This window comes from Flavisericum labens, assembly GCF_045446075.1.
Lineage (GTDB): Bacteria > Bacteroidota > Bacteroidia > Flavobacteriales > Flavobacteriaceae > Flavisericum > Flavisericum labens.
In genome coordinates this window covers 205,306-223,103 of sequence record NZ_JBJJBQ010000004.1, presented here as the reverse complement: position 1 = coordinate 223,103, position 17,798 = coordinate 205,306, and the positions used below count along the sequence as shown (strand labels likewise).

The window sequence follows — 17,798 nt, the reverse complement described above, 5'->3', positions numbered from 1 at the left end:
ATGACTGGGCTATGGCTAGTCATATTCTATTTATTCAAGTATGTACGAATTAAAGTAAAATAATTCAAAAATCTGGTTTATTTATATATAAAGATAAAATAAGAATAGAAGGTGTTGGCACCGCAATAGACGTTTCAACTAGTGCCAGTAGTCCATCAGCGGCTAAAAAAATTATCGAAAACATGTACCAAGTCAAGCATTGGGTAAGGCAGATGAGTAGGTATTAATCAGCATTCCATTTTTTTATGAGCAAATCTAAAAATCCACGAAAAGTAAATATAAATAAGGTTTCTTATTGTACGGTTTCCATTTCAATGTATCTAGAGGAAACTAAACAAAAACTTGCTTCTGCAACAGCATTTATTTATGAATATGGTAATAAATATTATTTAATAACAAATTGGCATAATGTTACAGGCTTAAATCCATTAACAAGAGAACCTATTAGTATTCATGGTGGTGTTCCTAATGTTTTGGTTTTGTCCTTACTAATTAAAAAAAAGCCCTATTTGAGTTGGAGTAATTTTTCTATATATCTGTATGACAATAATGATGAATCCGACTGGCTAATTCACCCTGAGTTTGGAGAGAAAGTAGATGTTGTAGCAATTGAACTTGATATAGGTGAAAATTTAAATGCAATCCTAACACCAATAAACAAAATTGAGTTCAATGATTTTGATTTAGAAATAGCAGATGATATTTTTATTTTAGGTTATCCATACAATTTAGATGGGGGAGGCAAGTTTCCAATTTGGAAAAGAGGAAGTGTGGCTACAGAACCAGACCTTGATATGGATAAATTGCCAAAAATATTTGTTGACACTGCAAGTAAACGAGGTATGTCTGGGGCACCAGTTATTTACAGGAGGACTGGTATCCATGGAGCGCATGGAAGAATAATTCCAAAAGGTGCTATTATAGGAACTATTGAAGGCTTTGTAGGTATTTATTCTGGCAGAATAGTAGGAAAAGATGATTTTGATGCTCAATTAGGAATAGTTTGGAAAAAGCAAGTTATAGAAGAAATAATTGTAGGTAACAAAAAAGATAATCATAAATTTTAGTGCATTTACCCATAAAAATCACTTTACTGTTTAAATAGAGTAGACCTAAAACCCTTCAAATACACCCAATCCAAATAAGGCAAAATCATACTTCACCGGGTCAACAGAGTCTAATCTACGTAGATTTTTGTCCAACTCATCAAGAGCTTTGGCGTCATTTTGTTTTCGTTTTAATAGCCCCAATTTACGGGCTACATTGCCGGAATGTACATCTAATGGACAAGACAACTGTGCGGGCGATAGAGTTTTCCAAATACCGAAATCTACACCTGTATTGTTAGGTCGTACCATCCAACGTAAAAACATATTGATACGTTTGGCTGCCGATTTTTTTAACGGATCGCTTACATGCTTTCTTGTTCGTTGTAAATGCTCAATTTCAAAAAAAATAGATTTGAATTTAGAGATGGCAGGTTGTAATGAATCGGTTTCGGCATACTTTGAAAATACAGCTTCCAAACCATCGTGCTTATTGTAAACGTGTTTTAGAGACGCTATAAATTGAATACAATCCTGACCATTGAATGTGCGGTGCACAAATGGCAACAGTTTTTCTAAATCGGTTTCTTGGTGATTTATCACAAAGTCGTAAGGCGCATTGTCCATTAGAACCATTAGCTTTTTTGCATTGTTGATAATGCTTTTTCGATTGCCCCAGGCAATGGTAGCCGTTAAAAAACCTGCGATTTCAATGTCTTCCATTTTTGAAAATTGATGTGGAATTTGAATCGGGTCGCTATCAATAAAATCAGGTTTGTTATAAGCCTCTGCTTTGGTGTCGAGAAAGTCTTTTAGTTCGGTCTGGGTTAAGTTCAAAGAAATGAGTTATTTTTTGTATTCATTCAACTTCAAAAATACAACTTTTATATGTTTGCTGCGCTCATAAAAACGAAGATAGCGTTCCATCACTTAATTTTAAATTAATATCAAAAATACCGATAAACGGTAAAAATATCATGTAAACAGCAAAATCATGTCTTAAAAGCATACGAAAATTAACATTTATTACGTTATTTGGATAACTAAATTTCATATTATGAGAAAACTAATAATTCCTATTTTGGCAATACTTCTAGTGAGTTGCCAAGACAAAGAAGAAGTGAACAATGATAATGTCCAACAGGATGCTTTAACAGCCTTGGTTGAGTACACTATCGTGAATAAAATTTTCCAGGATGTTGGTAATAATGGTGGTGATGCTGTTTTAAGTTCTGAAAGTTCGACTTCTGGAAAATCAGCAAGTAAAAGTGAATTGGACGGACCTTCCATTACGGTTGAGCCACTTGATTTTACTACCTTCCCGAAAACCATTACCATAGATTATGGTACGGGTGTATTATGCCAAGATGGTATAACCCGGAAAGGGATTGTTACCATTGTTTCAACCAATTGGTACCGAATTGAAGATAGCCAACACACAGCTACTTTTGATAATTATTATCATGAAAATTTTAAAGTTGAAGGCACTCATGTTGTTAAGAATTTAGGAATGAATCAAGACTCTAATTTAGAGTACAGTGTTGTTATTGAAAACGGAAAAGTTACAGCTCCAACAGGTGCTGTTGTGTATTATACTGAAAATACGACACGGACGTGGATTGAAGGTTCTGATACGCCATTTAACATTTGGGACGACGAATATTTGCTTAATGGAAATCAATCTGGGGTAAGTGCCAACGGAATTGAGTATAGTTTAACTGTGGAAGAGTCGCTGCATTTCATCTTATTGCCAAGAGGTATTGAATCTGGTATTCTTGATGTGGATATTGCTGACATAAGCGATATAAAAATAAATTATACAAATAACACAATTACCATTTTTGGACAAATTTATCCATTTAGTAGTTAATTGTTTCAAAAGCCATAAAAAAAAGAGACTGTTTCGGCAGTCTCTTTTTTTATGCGAATTTATTTTTCAAATTATATTTACTGGTTGGTTATAATCTTCCCATCGACCATGGTCAATTTTCTGTCAGCCATATCGGCAAGTTCTTCGTTATGCGTAACAATTACAAAAGTTTGCCCAAACTCATCGCGAAGTTTAAAAAAGAGATTGTGTAAATTCTCGGCACTTTCGCTATCCAAATTTCCTGAAGGCTCATCGGCAAAAATTAAATTAGGATTGTTTATTAATGCTCTGGCTACTGCAACACGTTGTTGTTCCCCTCCAGATAATTCATTAGGTTTATGATCATAACGATGCGATAATCCTAAAAAATCCAATAGCTCTTTTGCTCGATTTTCAGCATCTGCTTTATTGGTGCCTTTTATAAAAGCAGGTAAGCAAACATTTTCAACGGCTGTAAATTCTGGTAACAATTGATGGAATTGAAAGATAAATCCAATATGTTCGTTTCTAAACCTTGCCAGGGATTTATCCTTTAGTCTACTAACGTCTGTACCATTAATGTCAAGCGTAAAACTATTTTTAGAAGATGCTTTGTCTAAAGTACCTAATATCTGTAGTAATGTTGTTTTTCCAGCTCCCGAAGCACCAACAATCGAAATAATTTGCCCTTTTTCAATATGAAGGTCAACACCTTTTAAAACATGTAAGTCGTCGTAATATTTATGAATGTTTTTAGCTTGAATCATCTGTTGAAAATATCAGTGGTGAAATTACTATTTTATGTTTTCCTGTACAATTTCAAATACCTTTTTATTGTTGTATCCGTTTTAAAGGCTATATTTATTTGAAAATTAAATTTAGGAGGTCATGCCTTATAAAAGTTTTGAAGAATACAATATGCAAGTTACCGACGATGTCAAAGCTAGATATGAAAATATTATTAAGGATTTAGGCGAAGATGCCACGCGCGATGGCTTATTAAAAACACCGGAACGGGCAGCCAAAGCCATGCAGTTTTTAACCCAAGGTTACCATCAAGACCCAGTTGAAATACTTGAAGGAGCTATGTTTAAGGAAACCTACGATGAAATGGTAATAGTAAAGGATATTGAATTGTATTCGCTTTGCGAGCATCATATTCTGCCTTTTTTCGGTAAGGCTCATATCGCTTACATACCCAATGGGCAAATTGTGGGCTTAAGTAAGTTGCCTAGGATTGTTGATGTGTTTGCACGACGGTTGCAGGTACAAGAACGATTAACAGAACAGATTTTAGATTGCATCAACGATACATTAAAACCCCAAGGTGTAGCCGTGGTTATTGAAGCGTCTCACATGTGTATGATGATGCGCGGCGTGCAAAAACAAAACTCGGTAACAACGACATCTGGATTTAGAGGACAGTTTGAAAAGATTGAAACCCGTAATGAATTTTTGAAACTTATTGGAAAGTAATTTTGGTATATTTCTTGTTCTGCCTTAAGAAACAAATATTGCTTAATGAATAAATACAAAAAACTAATAATCGGCATTGTTTTAGATGCCTTGGGATATGTTTCTTTTTTTATACCCGGTGTGGGCGAATTTTCGGATATCGTTTGGGCGCCTGTTTCAGGTTGGCTTATGACCAAACTCTATAAAGGGAAGCCCGGAAAAATAGCAGGGGTCGTTGCTTTTGTAGAAGAAGCGCTTCCCGGTTTGGACGTTATACCCACTTTTACACTTATGTGGTTATACACTTATGTGTTTAAGAAAAAATAAGGAAAATTTGAATACCCTTAATTATACGTAAAGTTGCTCGTAACCTTGAATTTATTTCAAGATCTCATCATAAAATTATAGATTACAAATATTATGAGATGCCGAAACAAGTTCGGCATGACAAAACAAGATGTTATGATATGAGAAGGACTATCAAAAAAAATGTCTAGTATTAAAAAAACCGATAGAAATCTCTATCGGTTTTATTGTGCTGTACTAGTATAGTTTTTAATCTTCAACCAAAACCCAATCGCCTTTGGTAATTAAAGGTTCGGCTTGTTTGTATTTTAAGGTTTTATTTTCACCATTTATAACATGTTTTATAGTAACACGATCGTTACGACCTATTTTAGGCCTGTCGCGAACAATGGTTTCAACAACTTCTTGCTTGCGTTGCGTGTTTCCAGCAGCGCGACTTTGGGCAGAACGTTCATCTAAATTAGGAATTTCTTCCTTGGTTGTTTGAACTTTTTCCTGCTTTCTTGCTCTAGCTTCTTGAATGGTCTCTTGTGTTTCTTGTGGTAATTCACCTTTAAATAAGAATGAAATAACATCTTTATTCACTTGATCAATCATGCCCTTAAACAGTTCAAAAGCTTCAAACTTATAGATAAGTAATGGGTCTTTTTGTTCGTGAACCGCTAATTGTACTGATTGTTTTAGTTCATCCATTTTACGTAAATGGGTTTTCCAAGCATCATCAATAATGGCTAGTGTAATGTTCTTTTCAAAATCGGTAATTAACTGTTTACCTTTAGACTCATATGCTTTTTCAAGATCGGTTACTACATTTAAGCTTTTGGTACCATCTGTAAATGGAACCACAATACGTTTAAATTTATCACCTTGGTTTTCATAGACATTTTTAATTACAGGAAAGGCAATTTCTGCATTGCGCTCCATTTTTTCTCTGTAATGGGCAAAAGCGGCTTTGTATATTTTCGAAGTGATTTCTTGAGCTGATAATTTTCCGAATTCAGCTTCAGATACAGGCGAACTCATCGAAAAATAACGAATCAATTCAAATTCAAAATTTTTGAAGTCATTAGCCTCTTTGTTAGTTTCGGAAATACCTTCCGAAGTATCAAAAATCATATTGGCCAAATCTACACGAAGTCTTTCGCCATGTAATGCGTGCTTACGACGTTTGTAAACGACTTCACGTTGTGCGTTCATAACATCATCATATTCCAATAATCGCTTACGAACACCAAAATTGTTTTCTTCAACTTTTTTCTGGGCACGCTCAATGGACTTTGAAATCATGGAATGTTGAATGACTTCACCTTCTTTCAATCCCATTCGGTCCATCATTTTGGCAATACGTTCACTACCAAATAGACGCATTAAATTGTCTTCTAGGGATACATAAAATTGAGAGCTTCCTGGGTCTCCTTGTCTACCTGCACGTCCACGCAATTGCCTGTCCACACGACGCGAATCATGGCGTTCGGTACCTACAATGGCCAAACCGCCCGCTTTTTTAACTTCGTCGCTCAATTTAATATCGGTACCACGACCCGCCATATTGGTGGCAATGGTTACCTGGCCGGCATTACCAGCTTCGGCAACGATATCAGCTTCTTTTTTATGTTGCTTCGCATTTAATACGTTATGCGGAATTTTACGAATGCTTAACATCTTACCAAGCAATTCTGAAATTTCAACTGAAGTCGTACCAATCAATACTGGGCGACCAGCTTGAGATAGGTTAGTCACTTCATCAATAACCGCATTGTATTTTTCGCGTTTGGTCTTGTAAACCAAATCTTCTTTATCATCACGGGCAATGGGTCTGTTGGTTGGTATTTCAACCACGTCCAATTCATAGATTTCCCAGAACTCGCCAGCTTCAGTAACCGCCGTACCTGTCATACCTGAAAGTTTGCGGTACATTCTGAAGTAGTTTTGAAGTGTTACCGTAGCAAAGGTTTGCGTGGCATCTTCAATTTTTACATTTTCTTTGGCCTCAATAGCTTGGTGAAGTCCGTCTGAATAACGACGTCCATCCATAATACGCCCCGTTTGCTCATCAACAATCATCACCTTATTCTCCATGACCACATATTGCGTGTCTTTTTCAAATAGAGCATAAGCCTTTAGTAATTGGTTCAAAGTATGGATGCGCTCTGATTTTACGCCAAAATCCTTGAACAGTTCTTCTTTAAGTATAGCTTCTTTTTCGGGTTCGTGACCTTGCTCTTCAATTTTAGCGATTTCAATTCCGATTTCGGGCATGACGAAAAAATCTGGGTTGTCTTTTCCGGAGATATAATCTACACCCTTATCGGTCAATTCAATTTGATTGTTTTTTTCTTCAATAACATAGTACAATTCGGCATCAACCTTTGGCATTTCGCGGTTGTTGTCCTGCATGTAAAAGTTTTCGGTTTTTTGAAGCAGTTGCTTAACGCCTTCTTCACTTAAAAATTTAATTAAGGCTTTGTTTTTTGGTATACCGCGATACACGCGCAACAATTGGAAACCCCCTTCTTTAGCATCGCCAGAAGCAATTAACTTCTTGGCTTCAGCCAAAACTCCCGTTAAATATTTACGCTGAACGCTAACGATATCCTCCACTTTAGGTTTCAGTTCGTTAAATTCATGGCGGTCGCCTTTAGGAATGGGACCAGAGATAATTAAAGGTGTACGAGCATCATCAACCAAAACGGAATCGACCTCATCGACAATGGCATAATGGTGTGGACGCTGTACCAAATCTTCTGGTGCATGCGACATATTATCACGCAGATAGTCGAAACCAAATTCGTTGTTGGTTCCGTAGGTGATATCGGCATTGTAAGCTTTCCTTCTTGCAGCCGAGTTGGGTTTGTGGTAATCTATACAGTCAACACTTAATCCGTGGAACTCAAAAATAGGAGCCATCCATGCGCTATCACGTTTTGCCAGATAGTCGTTTACAGTAACCAAGTGCACGCCTTTTCCAGCTAATGCATTAAGATAAACAGGTAGGGTTGCCACTAAGGTTTTACCCTCACCGGTTTGCATTTCGGCAATTTTACCTTGGTGCATGGCAACACCTCCAATTAATTGAACATCGTAATGCACCATGTCCCAAGTAATGGGTTTTCCGGCGGCATCCCAAGAGTTGGCCCAAACGGCTTGATCATCCTCTAAAACTACATAATCTTTTTCACCAGATAATGTTCGATCAAACTCATTGGCCGTAACTGTAATGGAGGTATTGTTAACAAAGCGTTTTGCTGTTTCTTTAACCACGGCAAAAGCTTCGGGCAAGATGTCGTTTAAAACGTCTTCGGTAATTTTATAGGCATCGTCTTTAAGTTTATCTATTTGTTCATAGATATCTTCTCGAAGGTCGATATCTTCAGTGTTTTCGGCTTCTACTAAAAGCTTAGCGATTTGCCCGTCAATCTCTTTGTTCGCTTCGGCAATTTTAGCTTTAAATTCACTGGTTTTTGCTCTAAGTTGGTCGTGTGATAAAGCCTCTAATGTGGCTTCAAATGTTTTGATTTTATCAACTATAGGTGTTATGGCTTTTACGTCTTGTTTCGATTTATCGCCAACAAACATCTTTAGTACAGAATCTAAAAAACTCATGTGTATGTTGTTTTATATTATGTGAACCAGAATCAATACTTCTACATTGTTGAGTACTACATTCGGTTACACGTTATTTTTTGAAGTATTTTGATGCTCTTTTAAAAGCACTCAAAGATACATTATGTTATTAGTTTTATAAAGATTAGAACAAAAAAAAAGTCTCAAATCGAGACTTTTTTTATATTCTTTATGCTTTTATTTAATATTCATCTTCATTCCAAAGATAATCTTCATCGGTAGGATAATCTGACCAAATTTCTTCAATAGAATCATACGAATCTCCTTCATCTTCAATTGACTGTAAATTTTCAACAACTTCTAAAGGCGCACCGGTTCTAATAGCGTAATCTATCAATTCGTCTTTTGTTGCTGGCCATGGTGCATCACTTAAATAAGATGCTAATTCTAAAGTCCAATACATGTTTTGTGCTTTTTATTTTTTTGCAAAAATAAATTTTTAGTTTAAACACACAAGGAAAAAATGAATTATTTAATCATTAATTTTAAGAACGTATTCTTTTGCAATTTAAACTCATGCAAATTTATTTTTTGCCAGTTAAAATTTTGTGATATTCAAATGAATCTACTTACTTGAAAACTTTCGAAGATGGTCTTCTTAAATTGAATAAATCTTTACTTTTTCTCAGGAATCCATTTAATTTCATCTGCTTGTAAGTCAAAAGACAACTTTCGTGCCAATACAAAAAGGTAGTCAGAAAGTCGGTTTAAGTAAGTTAAAACGCGGTTGTCAAAAGGCTCTAATTCGTTAAGGGCTGATGCTAAGCGTTCTGCTCTGCGACAAACACAGCGAGCAATATGACAGAATGACACGCTTTGGTGCCCACCGGGTAAGACAAAATGGGTCATTGGAGGCAAGGCATCATTCATAATATCTATTTCTTTTTCCAACAGTTCGATATCTTGAAGGCTAATTTTCTCAATATCCAATCGCTCCTTACCGTTTTTTAAAACAGCTTTATTAGGGTCGGTGGCTAAAATAGCACCAAGGGTAAACAGTTTATTTTGAATTTCAATGATTAAACCTTTATAATGCTCTGCAATTTTTTGATCGCGAATAAGCCCCAAATGTGAGTTGAGTTCATCTACGGTTCCATAGCTTTCAATTCGAAGATGGTGCTTAGGCACACGCGTACCGCCAAATAAGGCCGTGGTACCGCTGTCTCCTGTTTTAGTATAAATTTTCATGTTCTAAATATAGTTTGAAAAAGCAAACTTGCTAAATGTTGTCTTTAAAAATCAGATTTTTCTGTTTAGTTTAACATAATTTAACATAAATGTGTATTTTCGACGCTTATTTTAAAGAAAAACCAAATTTAATTTTATGAAAAAAACTACTTTATTAATGTTGTTCCTACTTGGTACAATTAGTCTACATGCTCAATCTTTTATTGGGTTCCTAACGGATAATTATAGTGGAGTGAACAGCGTGGTTTCAAACCCTGCCAATATTGTCGACTCCCGTTTTAAAACAGATATCAATCTGGTTGGTGCAAGTTTTCTTGCCGGAAACGATTATTACGGTGTAAATGTTATGGATGCTTTAAAGGACGATTACGATTTTGATCTTAATGCAACCAAATCACCGTCTAATAACAACAATTTTGGAACCTATGAAGATATTCTTGGGCCGTCTTTTATGTTTAATTTGAATAAGAAAAGTTCAATAGCCATTTTTACCAGAGCCCGTTCTGTGATTAATATCAATGAAATTAATGGAAATACTATTGATGCCATAGATGACGAGGATACGGACGATTTTGTTGTGAATGAAGGTGATTTTGGTGCCTTTGGTCAAGCTTGGGCAGAAGTAGGATTAACCTATGCCAGAGTCTTCATGAATAAAGAAGAGCATTTTTTAAAAGGAGGGCTTTCCTTAAAATATTTGCAAGGTTTAGGCAGCGGTTATATTTATGGTAGAAATGTTACTGTGGATTATGATGCCGATGGAACAGATTTAGGTGGAGGAGAAACTACAGGAAGTTTTGATTCTACGGGAGAAATCACTTATGGTCGCTTTGCTGAATTTGATAATGATAATTACGATTACGAACTGCCGGATGCCAATGGTTTTGGTGTCGATATAGGTTTTGTTTACGAATGGCGTCCTAACTATGCTGATTATACGAAAACAAACACAAAGGGCGATACTTATACGCTGAAGCATAAAAATAAATACAAATTAAAATTGGGGCTATCAATAACCGATTTGGGTTCCATAAAGTATAAGGAAGGCGCAGAGGATGTTTACGACATAACAACGAACACTGGTGGTGTTAGCGAGGACGATTTTGATGACGCCGAAGACGTAGAAGATTTTCTAAATAACTTTTATTCCTTAACGAGTTCAAGTGGTAGTTACAAAACCAGTTTGCCTACGGCACTTCACTTTAATGCAGACTGGAATTTTAGAGGTAAATTTTATTTAAACTTAAATACCGATTTGTCGTTAACAAAAAAAGGAAAAGTAAAAGCGAGTAGCATTCCTAATATTGTTTCTTTAACTCCACGATTTGAAAGCAGATGGTTTAGTTTCTATTTACCGCTTAGTGTGGTTCAGTATAATGGTTTTCAAGCTGGAGCTGGTTTAAGAGCAGGACCATTATACCTAGGTTCTGGCTCGGTGCTTTCAGCGTTAACCAGTGATAACACAAAAGGAGCAGATGTGTATGCGGGTCTAAAAATACCAGTGTATCAAGGTAAAGCAAGAGATAAAGATAAGGATGGCGTTATAGACAAATTAGATGCCTGCCCAAAAGAAGCAGGCCCTGTTGAGAACAATGGGTGTCCTTGGGGAGACAAAGATGGCGACACGGTTTTAGATAATGTTGATGAGTGTCCAGATGAAAAAGGTCCTGTTGAAAATAATGGCTGTCCATGGGGTGATGCCGATGGAGATGCTGTTCTAGACAACGTTGATGAATGTGTTGATGTGGCAGGAGAAGTTGAAAATAAAGGTTGCCCTTGGCCAGATACCGATGGAGATACTGTTTTAGATAAAGACGACCAGTGTATTGACGTCCCTGGAACCGTGGCAAATAATGGGTGCCCAGAGCCAGAGCCAGAACCAGAGGTTACCGTAGAAGTTCAAAAAACATTAAATGAATACGCAAAAACTATTTTGTTTAACTCTGGAAAATCTTCAATTAAAGAAGAATCAAATAGCGTATTGAAAGAAATTGTGGCTATTTTACAAGAGTATCCTTCTGCGAAATTTGCCATAGAAGGACACACTGATAGTGTTGGAAGCAATAGCTTGAACCAAAACTTATCGGAAGAAAGAGCAAGCTCTGTGATGCTTTTCTTAATTCAAAATGGTGTGGCATCAAACAGATTGTCATCAAAAGGTTATGGCGAAGATAAGCCCATAGCAACCAATTCAACAAAGGCAGGACGTGCTTTAAACAGACGTGTTGAAATCAATTTGGTGAAATAGAAAAATCATTTTTTAATGAAAATTAAAATCCCGAAGTTTTAGCTTCGGGATTTTTTTTACCATTAAATACGTATGGTAAAATGTTCCTTTGCCTGTTCTTTTCTAAAAAAAACAAAACCCCAGAAAAAAGTATCGATAGTAACTGTTACTTTTGGGTGCTGTTTAATGATTTCCCAAGCTTCGGTCATCGCTTTGCTCCAATAAATATCATCAAAGATAAACACCGTATCGTTATGTGCGGTTTGCAGCAAAGTTTCAAAATAATTTAATGTGGCCTCTTTTTGGTGATTACCGTCGAAAAACACCAAATCGTATTGGTTTGAAGTACGCCTTTCTATTTCATTTTGAATGTCACCTGTTATTACCGTGGTATTTTTTAGGCCATGTTTTTTGAAATAGTCTTTTGTGAATTCAGAAATATTTGGACAGCCTTCAATAGAGCTGATTTTAGCTTTTGGATTTCCCAACGCCATAGCGTGTGTGGCAATACCAAGAGACGTGCCCAACTCTAAAACCGACAAGGGTTTAAAGTAATTAACAATTCGATATAATAGTTTTGCTCGCTGATTGGTGGTACCAGCATTTTTGGCTATTTCAGAAACCTTTCGTGCTTTTTTCGTTGAAATGCGCGAACCCGCACCCAAATCGGTAGTCATTATTTTGGAGTGATTTGTTTTAAGCGACTTTTTATAGTTTAAAATCGCAGAATAGGCTTCGTGCTTTTTTTTGTCGTAAAAACACTGGGTTACCAAATCGTAAACAAAAGGGGAGTGCACCCCATGTTGGTTGGTAGAGCGCAATAAGAATTTTAGAAATTCAATACTTTGATAAAGCATAAATCACTCCTCTAGTTTGGCCGATAACTCAAACCAACGTTCTTCTTTGGCTTCAATGTTATCTATTATCTCTTGTAACTTTTCTGAAAGTTCGTTGATCTCATCTTGCGTTAAGTCGGGGTTGTTGAACTTGCTTTCCAATTCCTTTTTATCAAAGTTTAAGGAGTTGAGCTTACTCTCAATGTTTTTTAGCTCTTTTTCTTCATTAAACGATAACTTGGAAGCTTCGTTTTGTTTCCAAGATTGTTTGTCTTTTTTGTCTTCAGTAGTATTTGAGGTTATTACGGTTTGGCTATCCTCATAAACCCTGTAATCGGTATAATTTCCGGGGAAATCTTCAATAATGCCTTCACCTTTAAAAACAAAAAGATGGTCGACCACTTTGTCCATAAAATAGCGATCGTGCGATACCACGATGATGCATCCTGGAAAATCCAAAAGAAAACTTTCCAAAACGTTTAAGGTGACGATATCCAAATCGTTTGTTGGCTCATCAAGAATTAAAAAATTAGGGTTTTGGATTAAAACGGTACATAAATAAAGCCGCTTTCGCTCACCGCCACTTAATTTTTCAACAAAATCATACTGTTTTTTTCTGCTAAACAAAAAGCGCTCTAGTAGTTGTTGGGCGCTAATTTGTCGCCCCTTTTTTAACGGAATATAATCACCAAACTCACGAATTACATCAATAACCTTTTGCTCTGGTTTTATTTTTATTCCGCTTTGTGTGTAATAACCAAATTTTACGGTATCTCCTTTAACTACCTTGCCAGAATCAGGTTTAGCTGTTTGGGTTAAAATGTTTAGGAAAGTCGTTTTTCCTGTGCCATTTTTACCAATTATGCCCACGCGTTCTCCTTTTTTAAACGTGTAATCATATCCGTTTAAAATCGTTTTATCCTTAAATGCTTTCGATACTTTGTGGAACTCTAAAATTTTACTCCCTAAGCGTTCCATGTTAAGTTCCAGCTGTACTTGGTGGTCACTCCGGCGTTGGTGGGCCCGGTGTTTTATGTCGTTAAAATCATCAATTCTGGATTTCGATTTTGTGGTACGGGCTTTGGGCTGGCGACGCATCCAATCCAGTTCTTTTTTAAATAGTTGTTTGGCTTTTCCGGTTTCGACGGCTTCCCGCTCAATACGGGCTTCGCGTTTTTCTAAATAATACGAGTAATTTCCTTTGTAACTGTAAAGTTGGCCTTGATCTAGTTCAATAATTTCATTACAAACGCGCTCTAAAAAGTAACGGTCGTGCGTCACCATAAAAAGGGTCAGGTTTTCTTTAGCAAAAAAGGTTTCAAGCCACTCAATCATTTCTAAATCCAAGTGGTTGGTGGGTTCATCCAGAACTAATAAATCGGGCTTGTTGATTAAAGCATTGGCCAAAGCGAGACGTTTTTTTTGTCCGCCAGAAAGAGTGCTTACTTTTTGGTCTAGATTATCAAGTTTAAATTTAAAAAGTATTTGTTTGTATAAGGTTTCAAAATCCCATGCCTGATGGCGCTCCATGGCATCAAATGCTTTTTGGTAAGCTTCAGTGTCTTCAGGATTTAAAAGGGCCTTTTCATAGTTGGATATGATTTTTAAAATGGGATTATCGCTTTCAAAAATGGTTTCTTCAACGGTTAAGTCGTTATCGAATTTAGGGTCTTGCGACAGGAACGCCACTTTAATATCTTTTCGGTAAATAACATTGCCCGAGTCGGCTTGGTCATCACCAGAAAGAATATTTAAAATAGAAGTCTTTCCTGTACCGTTTTTAGCGACAAAAGCTATTTTTTGGTCTTTATGAACGCTGAACGAAATGTCTTCAAAAAGGCTAAGCTCGCCGTAAGATTTTGATATGTTTTCTACTGTTAAGTAATTCAATATTTATATTTTTTACAAAGAACGAACAAATATCCAAAAAATAAGGTATTAGTTTTATTGTTCAAACCTAAAAGTTATATTTGTGATAAATCAATTTCCCCAAGGATGAAACAAGCATTATTGTTTATTTGCATAACAATCAGTATTTTATGTTCTTCATGTATTACCAATAAAGAGGTTGTTTATTTGCAAGATAAAGGGACTGTTGTTTATGATTCTTTATTAATTAAAGAACTCTCAAAACCATACAGGGTTCAAGTCAATGATATTTTGAGTATTAATGTTAAAGCACTTGATGCGGAACTGGTAAGTATTTTTAATCCTGTTCAAAGCAATAATAATGGCCAGTCGGGCAGTGGAGGCCAACTTTATTTCAATGGATTTACAGTCGATTTGCATGGCCAAATTGAATTCCCGGTATTGGGAGAGATCAATGTTTTGGGCTTTACCATTGATGAAATAGAAAAAAAAGTTAAAAGCGAACTGCTAAAGCAATATTTTAAGGAAACGGCCGAATTGTTTGTAACCGTTAAATTGGCGGGTTTGCGCTACACCACGATAGGTGAAGTTGGTACGGGGGTCCATACCCTATTCCAAGACCGCGTGAACATTATTGAAGCCTTGGCAAATGCGGGGGATATCAGGCAAACAGGCGATAGAAGAGATGTTTTGATTATTAGGCAGTATCCTGATGGACAAAAAATTCACCATATTGATTTAACGGATTTTGCAGCTACACAGTCGCCGTATTATTACATTCAGCCCAACGATATTATTTTAGTGAAGCCTTTAAAACGTAAAGCATTGGGTGCTGGCCAAACGGCAATTCAAAATTTAACCATCATTGCTTCGCTGTTTTCTGTGGTTGTATCCACGTATTTCTTAACTAAAAACCTGTAATTATAATCGTATGATTGATGAATTTGAAGTTTCAGAATCTAACTCAGCATTCGATATCAAGAAGTTTTTATTTAGGGCTTTAAGCTATTGGAAGTGGTTTTTACTATTATTGGCCATCAGTACCTATGTGGTTTATCAGCTAAATATCCGTGAAGAGTTTTCGTATAAATTAAGTACTAAAATAGCGATAGAAGATGATAGCAATCCATTATTTACCTCCAATGCCAGTTTAACCTTTAATTGGGGCGGGGTGACTTCTAAAGTCCAAACCATTATTGTAACCTTAGAATCACGAACCCATCATGAAAAGGTGGTTGAGCGTTTGGAGTTTTATAAAAGCTATTTAAAACAAGGTCGTTTTACAAAACAAGATATTTACAAAGCGGCACCTTTTCGGTTTGATCATGATTACAATGCCCCACAACTTATCAATAATCCCATAAAAATCACCTTTATAGATGACACCACCTACGAGCTGGAAGTTAATTTTGAAAATGCTCGTGTTCCTGCACAAAATTATATGACCAAAGCCATATCGCGGATTGATGTGCCAGTGGGCGTCTTTAAAAAACAGTTTCAAGTAAACGAAAAAGTAGAACTTCCTTTTTTAAAAGGAGTTCTTAAGTTGGAAGCTGGCCGTAAGCTTAACATAGGGAGTCCCTTGTTTATTCAATTTGGACACTTTGATGGTGTTGTGGCCAGTTATAAGGGAAGGACGAGTGTTATCAATATTGGTGGTTCTCCCATTTTGGATATCGGCCTAATCGATAAGAATACCCAAAAAATAGTCGATTATTTAAATGCGATGGTCGATGTTTTGAGTGACGATCAATTGGAACGCAAAAACCTCTATGCTAGTAACGCCATTACATTTATTGATGACCAAATTTCTAGAGTTAAGGATGAACTGTCAGATAATGCCAGTGCCTTAAATGATTATAGAAAGAAAAATAAAATGTACAGTCTGGATGACGAAAGTAAACTGCTTAACGAAAAGTTTACTAAACTAGATAACAATAAAGAAAGCATCATTAGGCAGTTGGATTATTATGCAAACCTGAGAAACTACTTGTTAACCAGTAATACGTTTACCGATATACCAGCACCTTCCATTGCCGGTATAGGCGACCCCAATATTGTTGCTAATGTGAGTAAAATCAATAATCTATCGGTAGAGAAATCAAAATTACAATATTCCGTAAGAAGCGATACCAGTATATTTAACGATTTAAATAGGCAAATAGAAGGTTTGAAAAATGTGCTGTTGGAAAATATCAGTTCGGTTACCAGTGGTTTAAAACGTGAACAAGACCAGGTTAATAAAGATTTAAGTTTGTTGGAATTAGAGTTTAGCAAATTGCCAGAAGATCAGCAGGAACTTTTAAGTATGCAGCGTCAATATACCTTAAGCCAGCAAACCTACAATGTTTTTTTAGCCAAACGCGGGGAAGCCGAGATTATCAAAGCGTCTAATGTGTCTGATATTTTGATCATTGATTCCGCTAAAAATACAGGAGCCATGGTCTTAGGTAGAAATTTAAATGTTCGCTATATCATGGCAGCTTTTTTAGCATTGCTCATTCCGTTGCTCATAGCCTTTATTGTGACCCTTACCGACCATTATATTCATAGCCCTTTAGATGTGGAGCAATTGACCAGTATCCCTATACTTGGGGTTGTGGGCAAAAATAAACTGGACAATAATTTGGTGGTGCACAGAAGTCCGAAATCGGCAGCAGCCGAATCATTTCGTGCTATTCGCACTGGCTTGCAATATTTCTATAAAACCCATAAAATTGAAGGTGCCAAAACGGTATTGGTCACCTCGTCTGTAAGTGGAGAGGGCAAAACTTTTTGTTCTATTAACGTGGCCACGGTATTAGCTTTAAGTGGAAAGAAAACCATTTTATTGGGACTGGATTTAAGAAAGCCAAAGATTTTTGGTGATTTTGGGATTGATAATGATAGGGGCGTGGTAAACTACCTGATCGGTGATCAATCTCTTAAAAATGTTATTCAAACCACCGAGATAGATCATTTGGATGTGATTACTTCGGGACCTATTCCGCCAAACCCTTCTGAATTATTGATTACAGATAAGCTTAAAGAACTTATCGAGCAATTAAAAACCACTTATGAGTATATTGTTTTAGATACACCGCCCATTGGTTTGGTTGCCGATGCCTTGGAGTTGATTGAGCATGTAGATGCCACCTTATATGTCATTCGCCAAGACTATACCAAACGCGAGATGCTTAATTTTATAAACGAGAAACACCGCACCAAACAGGTTAAAAACATTAGTGTGGTGTATAATGGTTACGACCAAAAAGCCAAATACGGTTATGGTTATGGCTATGGTTACGGCTATGGTTATGGCTATGGTAATTATGCCAATGGCTACCATGATGACAGCAACCATAAAAGAGGCCTGTGGTATAAAATAAAAAGCGTTTTTAAAAAGAAGTAAACACGTA

At 36.4% G+C, this 17,798-nt stretch carries 14 protein-coding genes; 7 read left to right on the top strand and 7 right to left on the bottom strand.

The window, feature by feature from the left end:
* The first annotated feature begins 245 nt into the window (after window positions 1-245).
* On the top strand, window positions 246-1,067 hold the full coding sequence (locus ACIEHO_RS09150; RefSeq protein WP_406970898.1) for a serine protease family protein: 822 nt from the start codon (window positions 246-248) through the stop codon (window positions 1,065-1,067).
* 45 nt (window positions 1,068-1,112) lie between these two features.
* On the opposite strand, the gene ACIEHO_RS09145 is transcribed toward ACIEHO_RS09150, so the two are convergent.
* The gene (locus tag ACIEHO_RS09145; RefSeq protein ID WP_406971084.1) at window positions 1,113-1,889 is read right to left on the bottom strand and encodes a TIGR02757 family protein; all 777 of its coding nucleotides are present in this window, start codon (window positions 1,887-1,889) and stop codon (window positions 1,113-1,115) included.
* A gap of 214 nt (window positions 1,890-2,103) precedes the next feature.
* Between ACIEHO_RS09145 and ACIEHO_RS09140 the strand changes: the two genes are divergently transcribed.
* The gene (locus ACIEHO_RS09140; RefSeq protein WP_406970896.1) at window positions 2,104-2,916 is read left to right on the top strand and encodes a hypothetical protein; all 813 of its coding nucleotides are present in this window, start codon (window positions 2,104-2,106) and stop codon (window positions 2,914-2,916) included.
* A 77-nt stretch (window positions 2,917-2,993) separates the two neighbouring features.
* Here ACIEHO_RS09140 and ACIEHO_RS09135 read toward each other — a convergent pair whose 3' ends face one another.
* On the bottom strand, window positions 2,994-3,662 hold the full coding sequence (locus ACIEHO_RS09135; RefSeq protein ID WP_406970894.1) for an ABC transporter ATP-binding protein: 669 nt from the start codon (window positions 3,660-3,662) through the stop codon (window positions 2,994-2,996).
* Between the two features lie 121 nt (window positions 3,663-3,783).
* Between ACIEHO_RS09135 and folE the strand changes: the two genes are divergently transcribed.
* Complete coding sequence (folE, locus tag ACIEHO_RS09130; protein ID WP_406970892.1) at window positions 3,784-4,371, top strand: GTP cyclohydrolase I FolE; 588 nt, start codon at window positions 3,784-3,786, stop codon at window positions 4,369-4,371.
* A 45-nt stretch (window positions 4,372-4,416) separates the two neighbouring features.
* The gene (locus ACIEHO_RS09125; protein ID WP_406970890.1) at window positions 4,417-4,677 is read left to right on the top strand and encodes a hypothetical protein; all 261 of its coding nucleotides are present in this window, start codon (window positions 4,417-4,419) and stop codon (window positions 4,675-4,677) included.
* 228 nt (window positions 4,678-4,905) lie between these two features.
* Here the strand turns inward: ACIEHO_RS09125 and secA are convergent, their stop codons facing one another.
* The 3 genes from secA to ACIEHO_RS09110 all read right to left on the bottom strand — a co-directional run bounded on the left by secA (window position 4,906) and on the right by ACIEHO_RS09110 (window position 9,468).
* The gene (gene secA, locus ACIEHO_RS09120) at window positions 4,906-8,259 is read right to left on the bottom strand and encodes a preprotein translocase subunit SecA (RefSeq protein WP_406970888.1); all 3,354 of its coding nucleotides are present in this window, start codon (window positions 8,257-8,259) and stop codon (window positions 4,906-4,908) included.
* A gap of 202 nt (window positions 8,260-8,461) precedes the next feature.
* Window positions 8,462-8,683 (bottom strand): DUF2795 domain-containing protein, encoded by a 222-nt coding sequence (locus tag ACIEHO_RS09115; protein ID WP_019387375.1) that lies wholly within the window; start codon window positions 8,681-8,683, stop codon window positions 8,462-8,464.
* A 212-nt stretch (window positions 8,684-8,895) separates the two neighbouring features.
* A complete protein-coding gene (locus tag ACIEHO_RS09110; protein WP_406970884.1) occupies window positions 8,896-9,468 on the bottom strand; it encodes a cob(I)yrinic acid a,c-diamide adenosyltransferase in 573 nt (190 codons plus the stop codon).
* A gap of 136 nt (window positions 9,469-9,604) precedes the next feature.
* Here ACIEHO_RS09110 and ACIEHO_RS09105 point away from each other — a divergent pair, with 136 nt between their 5' ends.
* On the top strand, window positions 9,605-11,716 hold the full coding sequence (locus tag ACIEHO_RS09105) for a DUF5723 family protein (protein ID WP_406970882.1): 2,112 nt from the start codon (window positions 9,605-9,607) through the stop codon (window positions 11,714-11,716).
* 62 nt (window positions 11,717-11,778) lie between these two features.
* On the opposite strand, the gene ACIEHO_RS09100 is transcribed toward ACIEHO_RS09105, so the two are convergent.
* Window positions 11,779-12,552 (bottom strand): O-methyltransferase, encoded by a 774-nt coding sequence (locus tag ACIEHO_RS09100; protein WP_406970880.1) that lies wholly within the window; start codon window positions 12,550-12,552, stop codon window positions 11,779-11,781.
* Window positions 12,553-12,555: 3 nt separating this feature from the next.
* Entirely contained in the window at window positions 12,556-14,421 is a 1,866-nt protein-coding gene (locus ACIEHO_RS09095; protein WP_406970878.1) for an ABC-F family ATP-binding cassette domain-containing protein, read from the bottom strand.
* 105 nt (window positions 14,422-14,526) lie between these two features.
* On the opposite strand from ACIEHO_RS09095, the gene ACIEHO_RS09090 reads away from it, so the two are divergent.
* Window positions 14,527-15,321: a polysaccharide biosynthesis/export family protein gene (locus ACIEHO_RS09090; protein WP_406970876.1), complete on the top strand. Its 795-nt coding sequence runs from the start codon at window positions 14,527-14,529 to the stop codon at window positions 15,319-15,321.
* A 10-nt stretch (window positions 15,322-15,331) separates the two neighbouring features.
* Window positions 15,332-17,791, top strand: coding sequence for an exopolysaccharide transport family protein (locus ACIEHO_RS09085; protein ID WP_406970874.1), 2,460 nt, complete (start codon window positions 15,332-15,334; stop codon window positions 17,789-17,791).
* Window positions 17,792-17,798 lie beyond the last annotated feature (7 nt).

What these genes read in the sequence shown, in the direction of transcription:
- ACIEHO_RS09150 (WP_406970898.1), top strand. Translation starts at nt 246, where the DNA reads ATGAGCAAATCTAAAAATCCACGAAAAGTAAATATAAATAAGGTTTCT.
- ACIEHO_RS09140 (WP_406970896.1), top strand. Translation starts at nt 2,104, where the DNA reads ATGAGAAAACTAATAATTCCTATTTTGGCAATACTTCTAGTGAGTTGC.
- ACIEHO_RS09135 (WP_406970894.1), bottom strand. Translation starts at nt 3,662, where the DNA reads ATGATTCAAGCTAAAAACATTCATAAATATTACGACGACTTACATGTT.
- folE (WP_406970892.1), top strand. Translation starts at nt 3,784, where the DNA reads ATGCCTTATAAAAGTTTTGAAGAATACAATATGCAAGTTACCGACGAT.
- ACIEHO_RS09125 (WP_406970890.1), top strand. Translation starts at nt 4,417, where the DNA reads ATGAATAAATACAAAAAACTAATAATCGGCATTGTTTTAGATGCCTTG.
- secA (WP_406970888.1), bottom strand. Translation starts at nt 8,259, where the DNA reads ATGAGTTTTTTAGATTCTGTACTAAAGATGTTTGTTGGCGATAAATCG.
- ACIEHO_RS09115 (WP_019387375.1), bottom strand. Translation starts at nt 8,683, where the DNA reads ATGTATTGGACTTTAGAATTAGCATCTTATTTAAGTGATGCACCATGG.
- ACIEHO_RS09110 (WP_406970884.1), bottom strand. Translation starts at nt 9,468, where the DNA reads ATGAAAATTTATACTAAAACAGGAGACAGCGGTACCACGGCCTTATTT.
- ACIEHO_RS09105 (WP_406970882.1), top strand. Translation starts at nt 9,605, where the DNA reads ATGAAAAAAACTACTTTATTAATGTTGTTCCTACTTGGTACAATTAGT.
- ACIEHO_RS09100 (WP_406970880.1), bottom strand. Translation starts at nt 12,552, where the DNA reads ATGCTTTATCAAAGTATTGAATTTCTAAAATTCTTATTGCGCTCTACC.
- ACIEHO_RS09090 (WP_406970876.1), top strand. Translation starts at nt 14,527, where the DNA reads ATGAAACAAGCATTATTGTTTATTTGCATAACAATCAGTATTTTATGT.
- ACIEHO_RS09085 (WP_406970874.1), top strand. Translation starts at nt 15,332, where the DNA reads ATGATTGATGAATTTGAAGTTTCAGAATCTAACTCAGCATTCGATATC.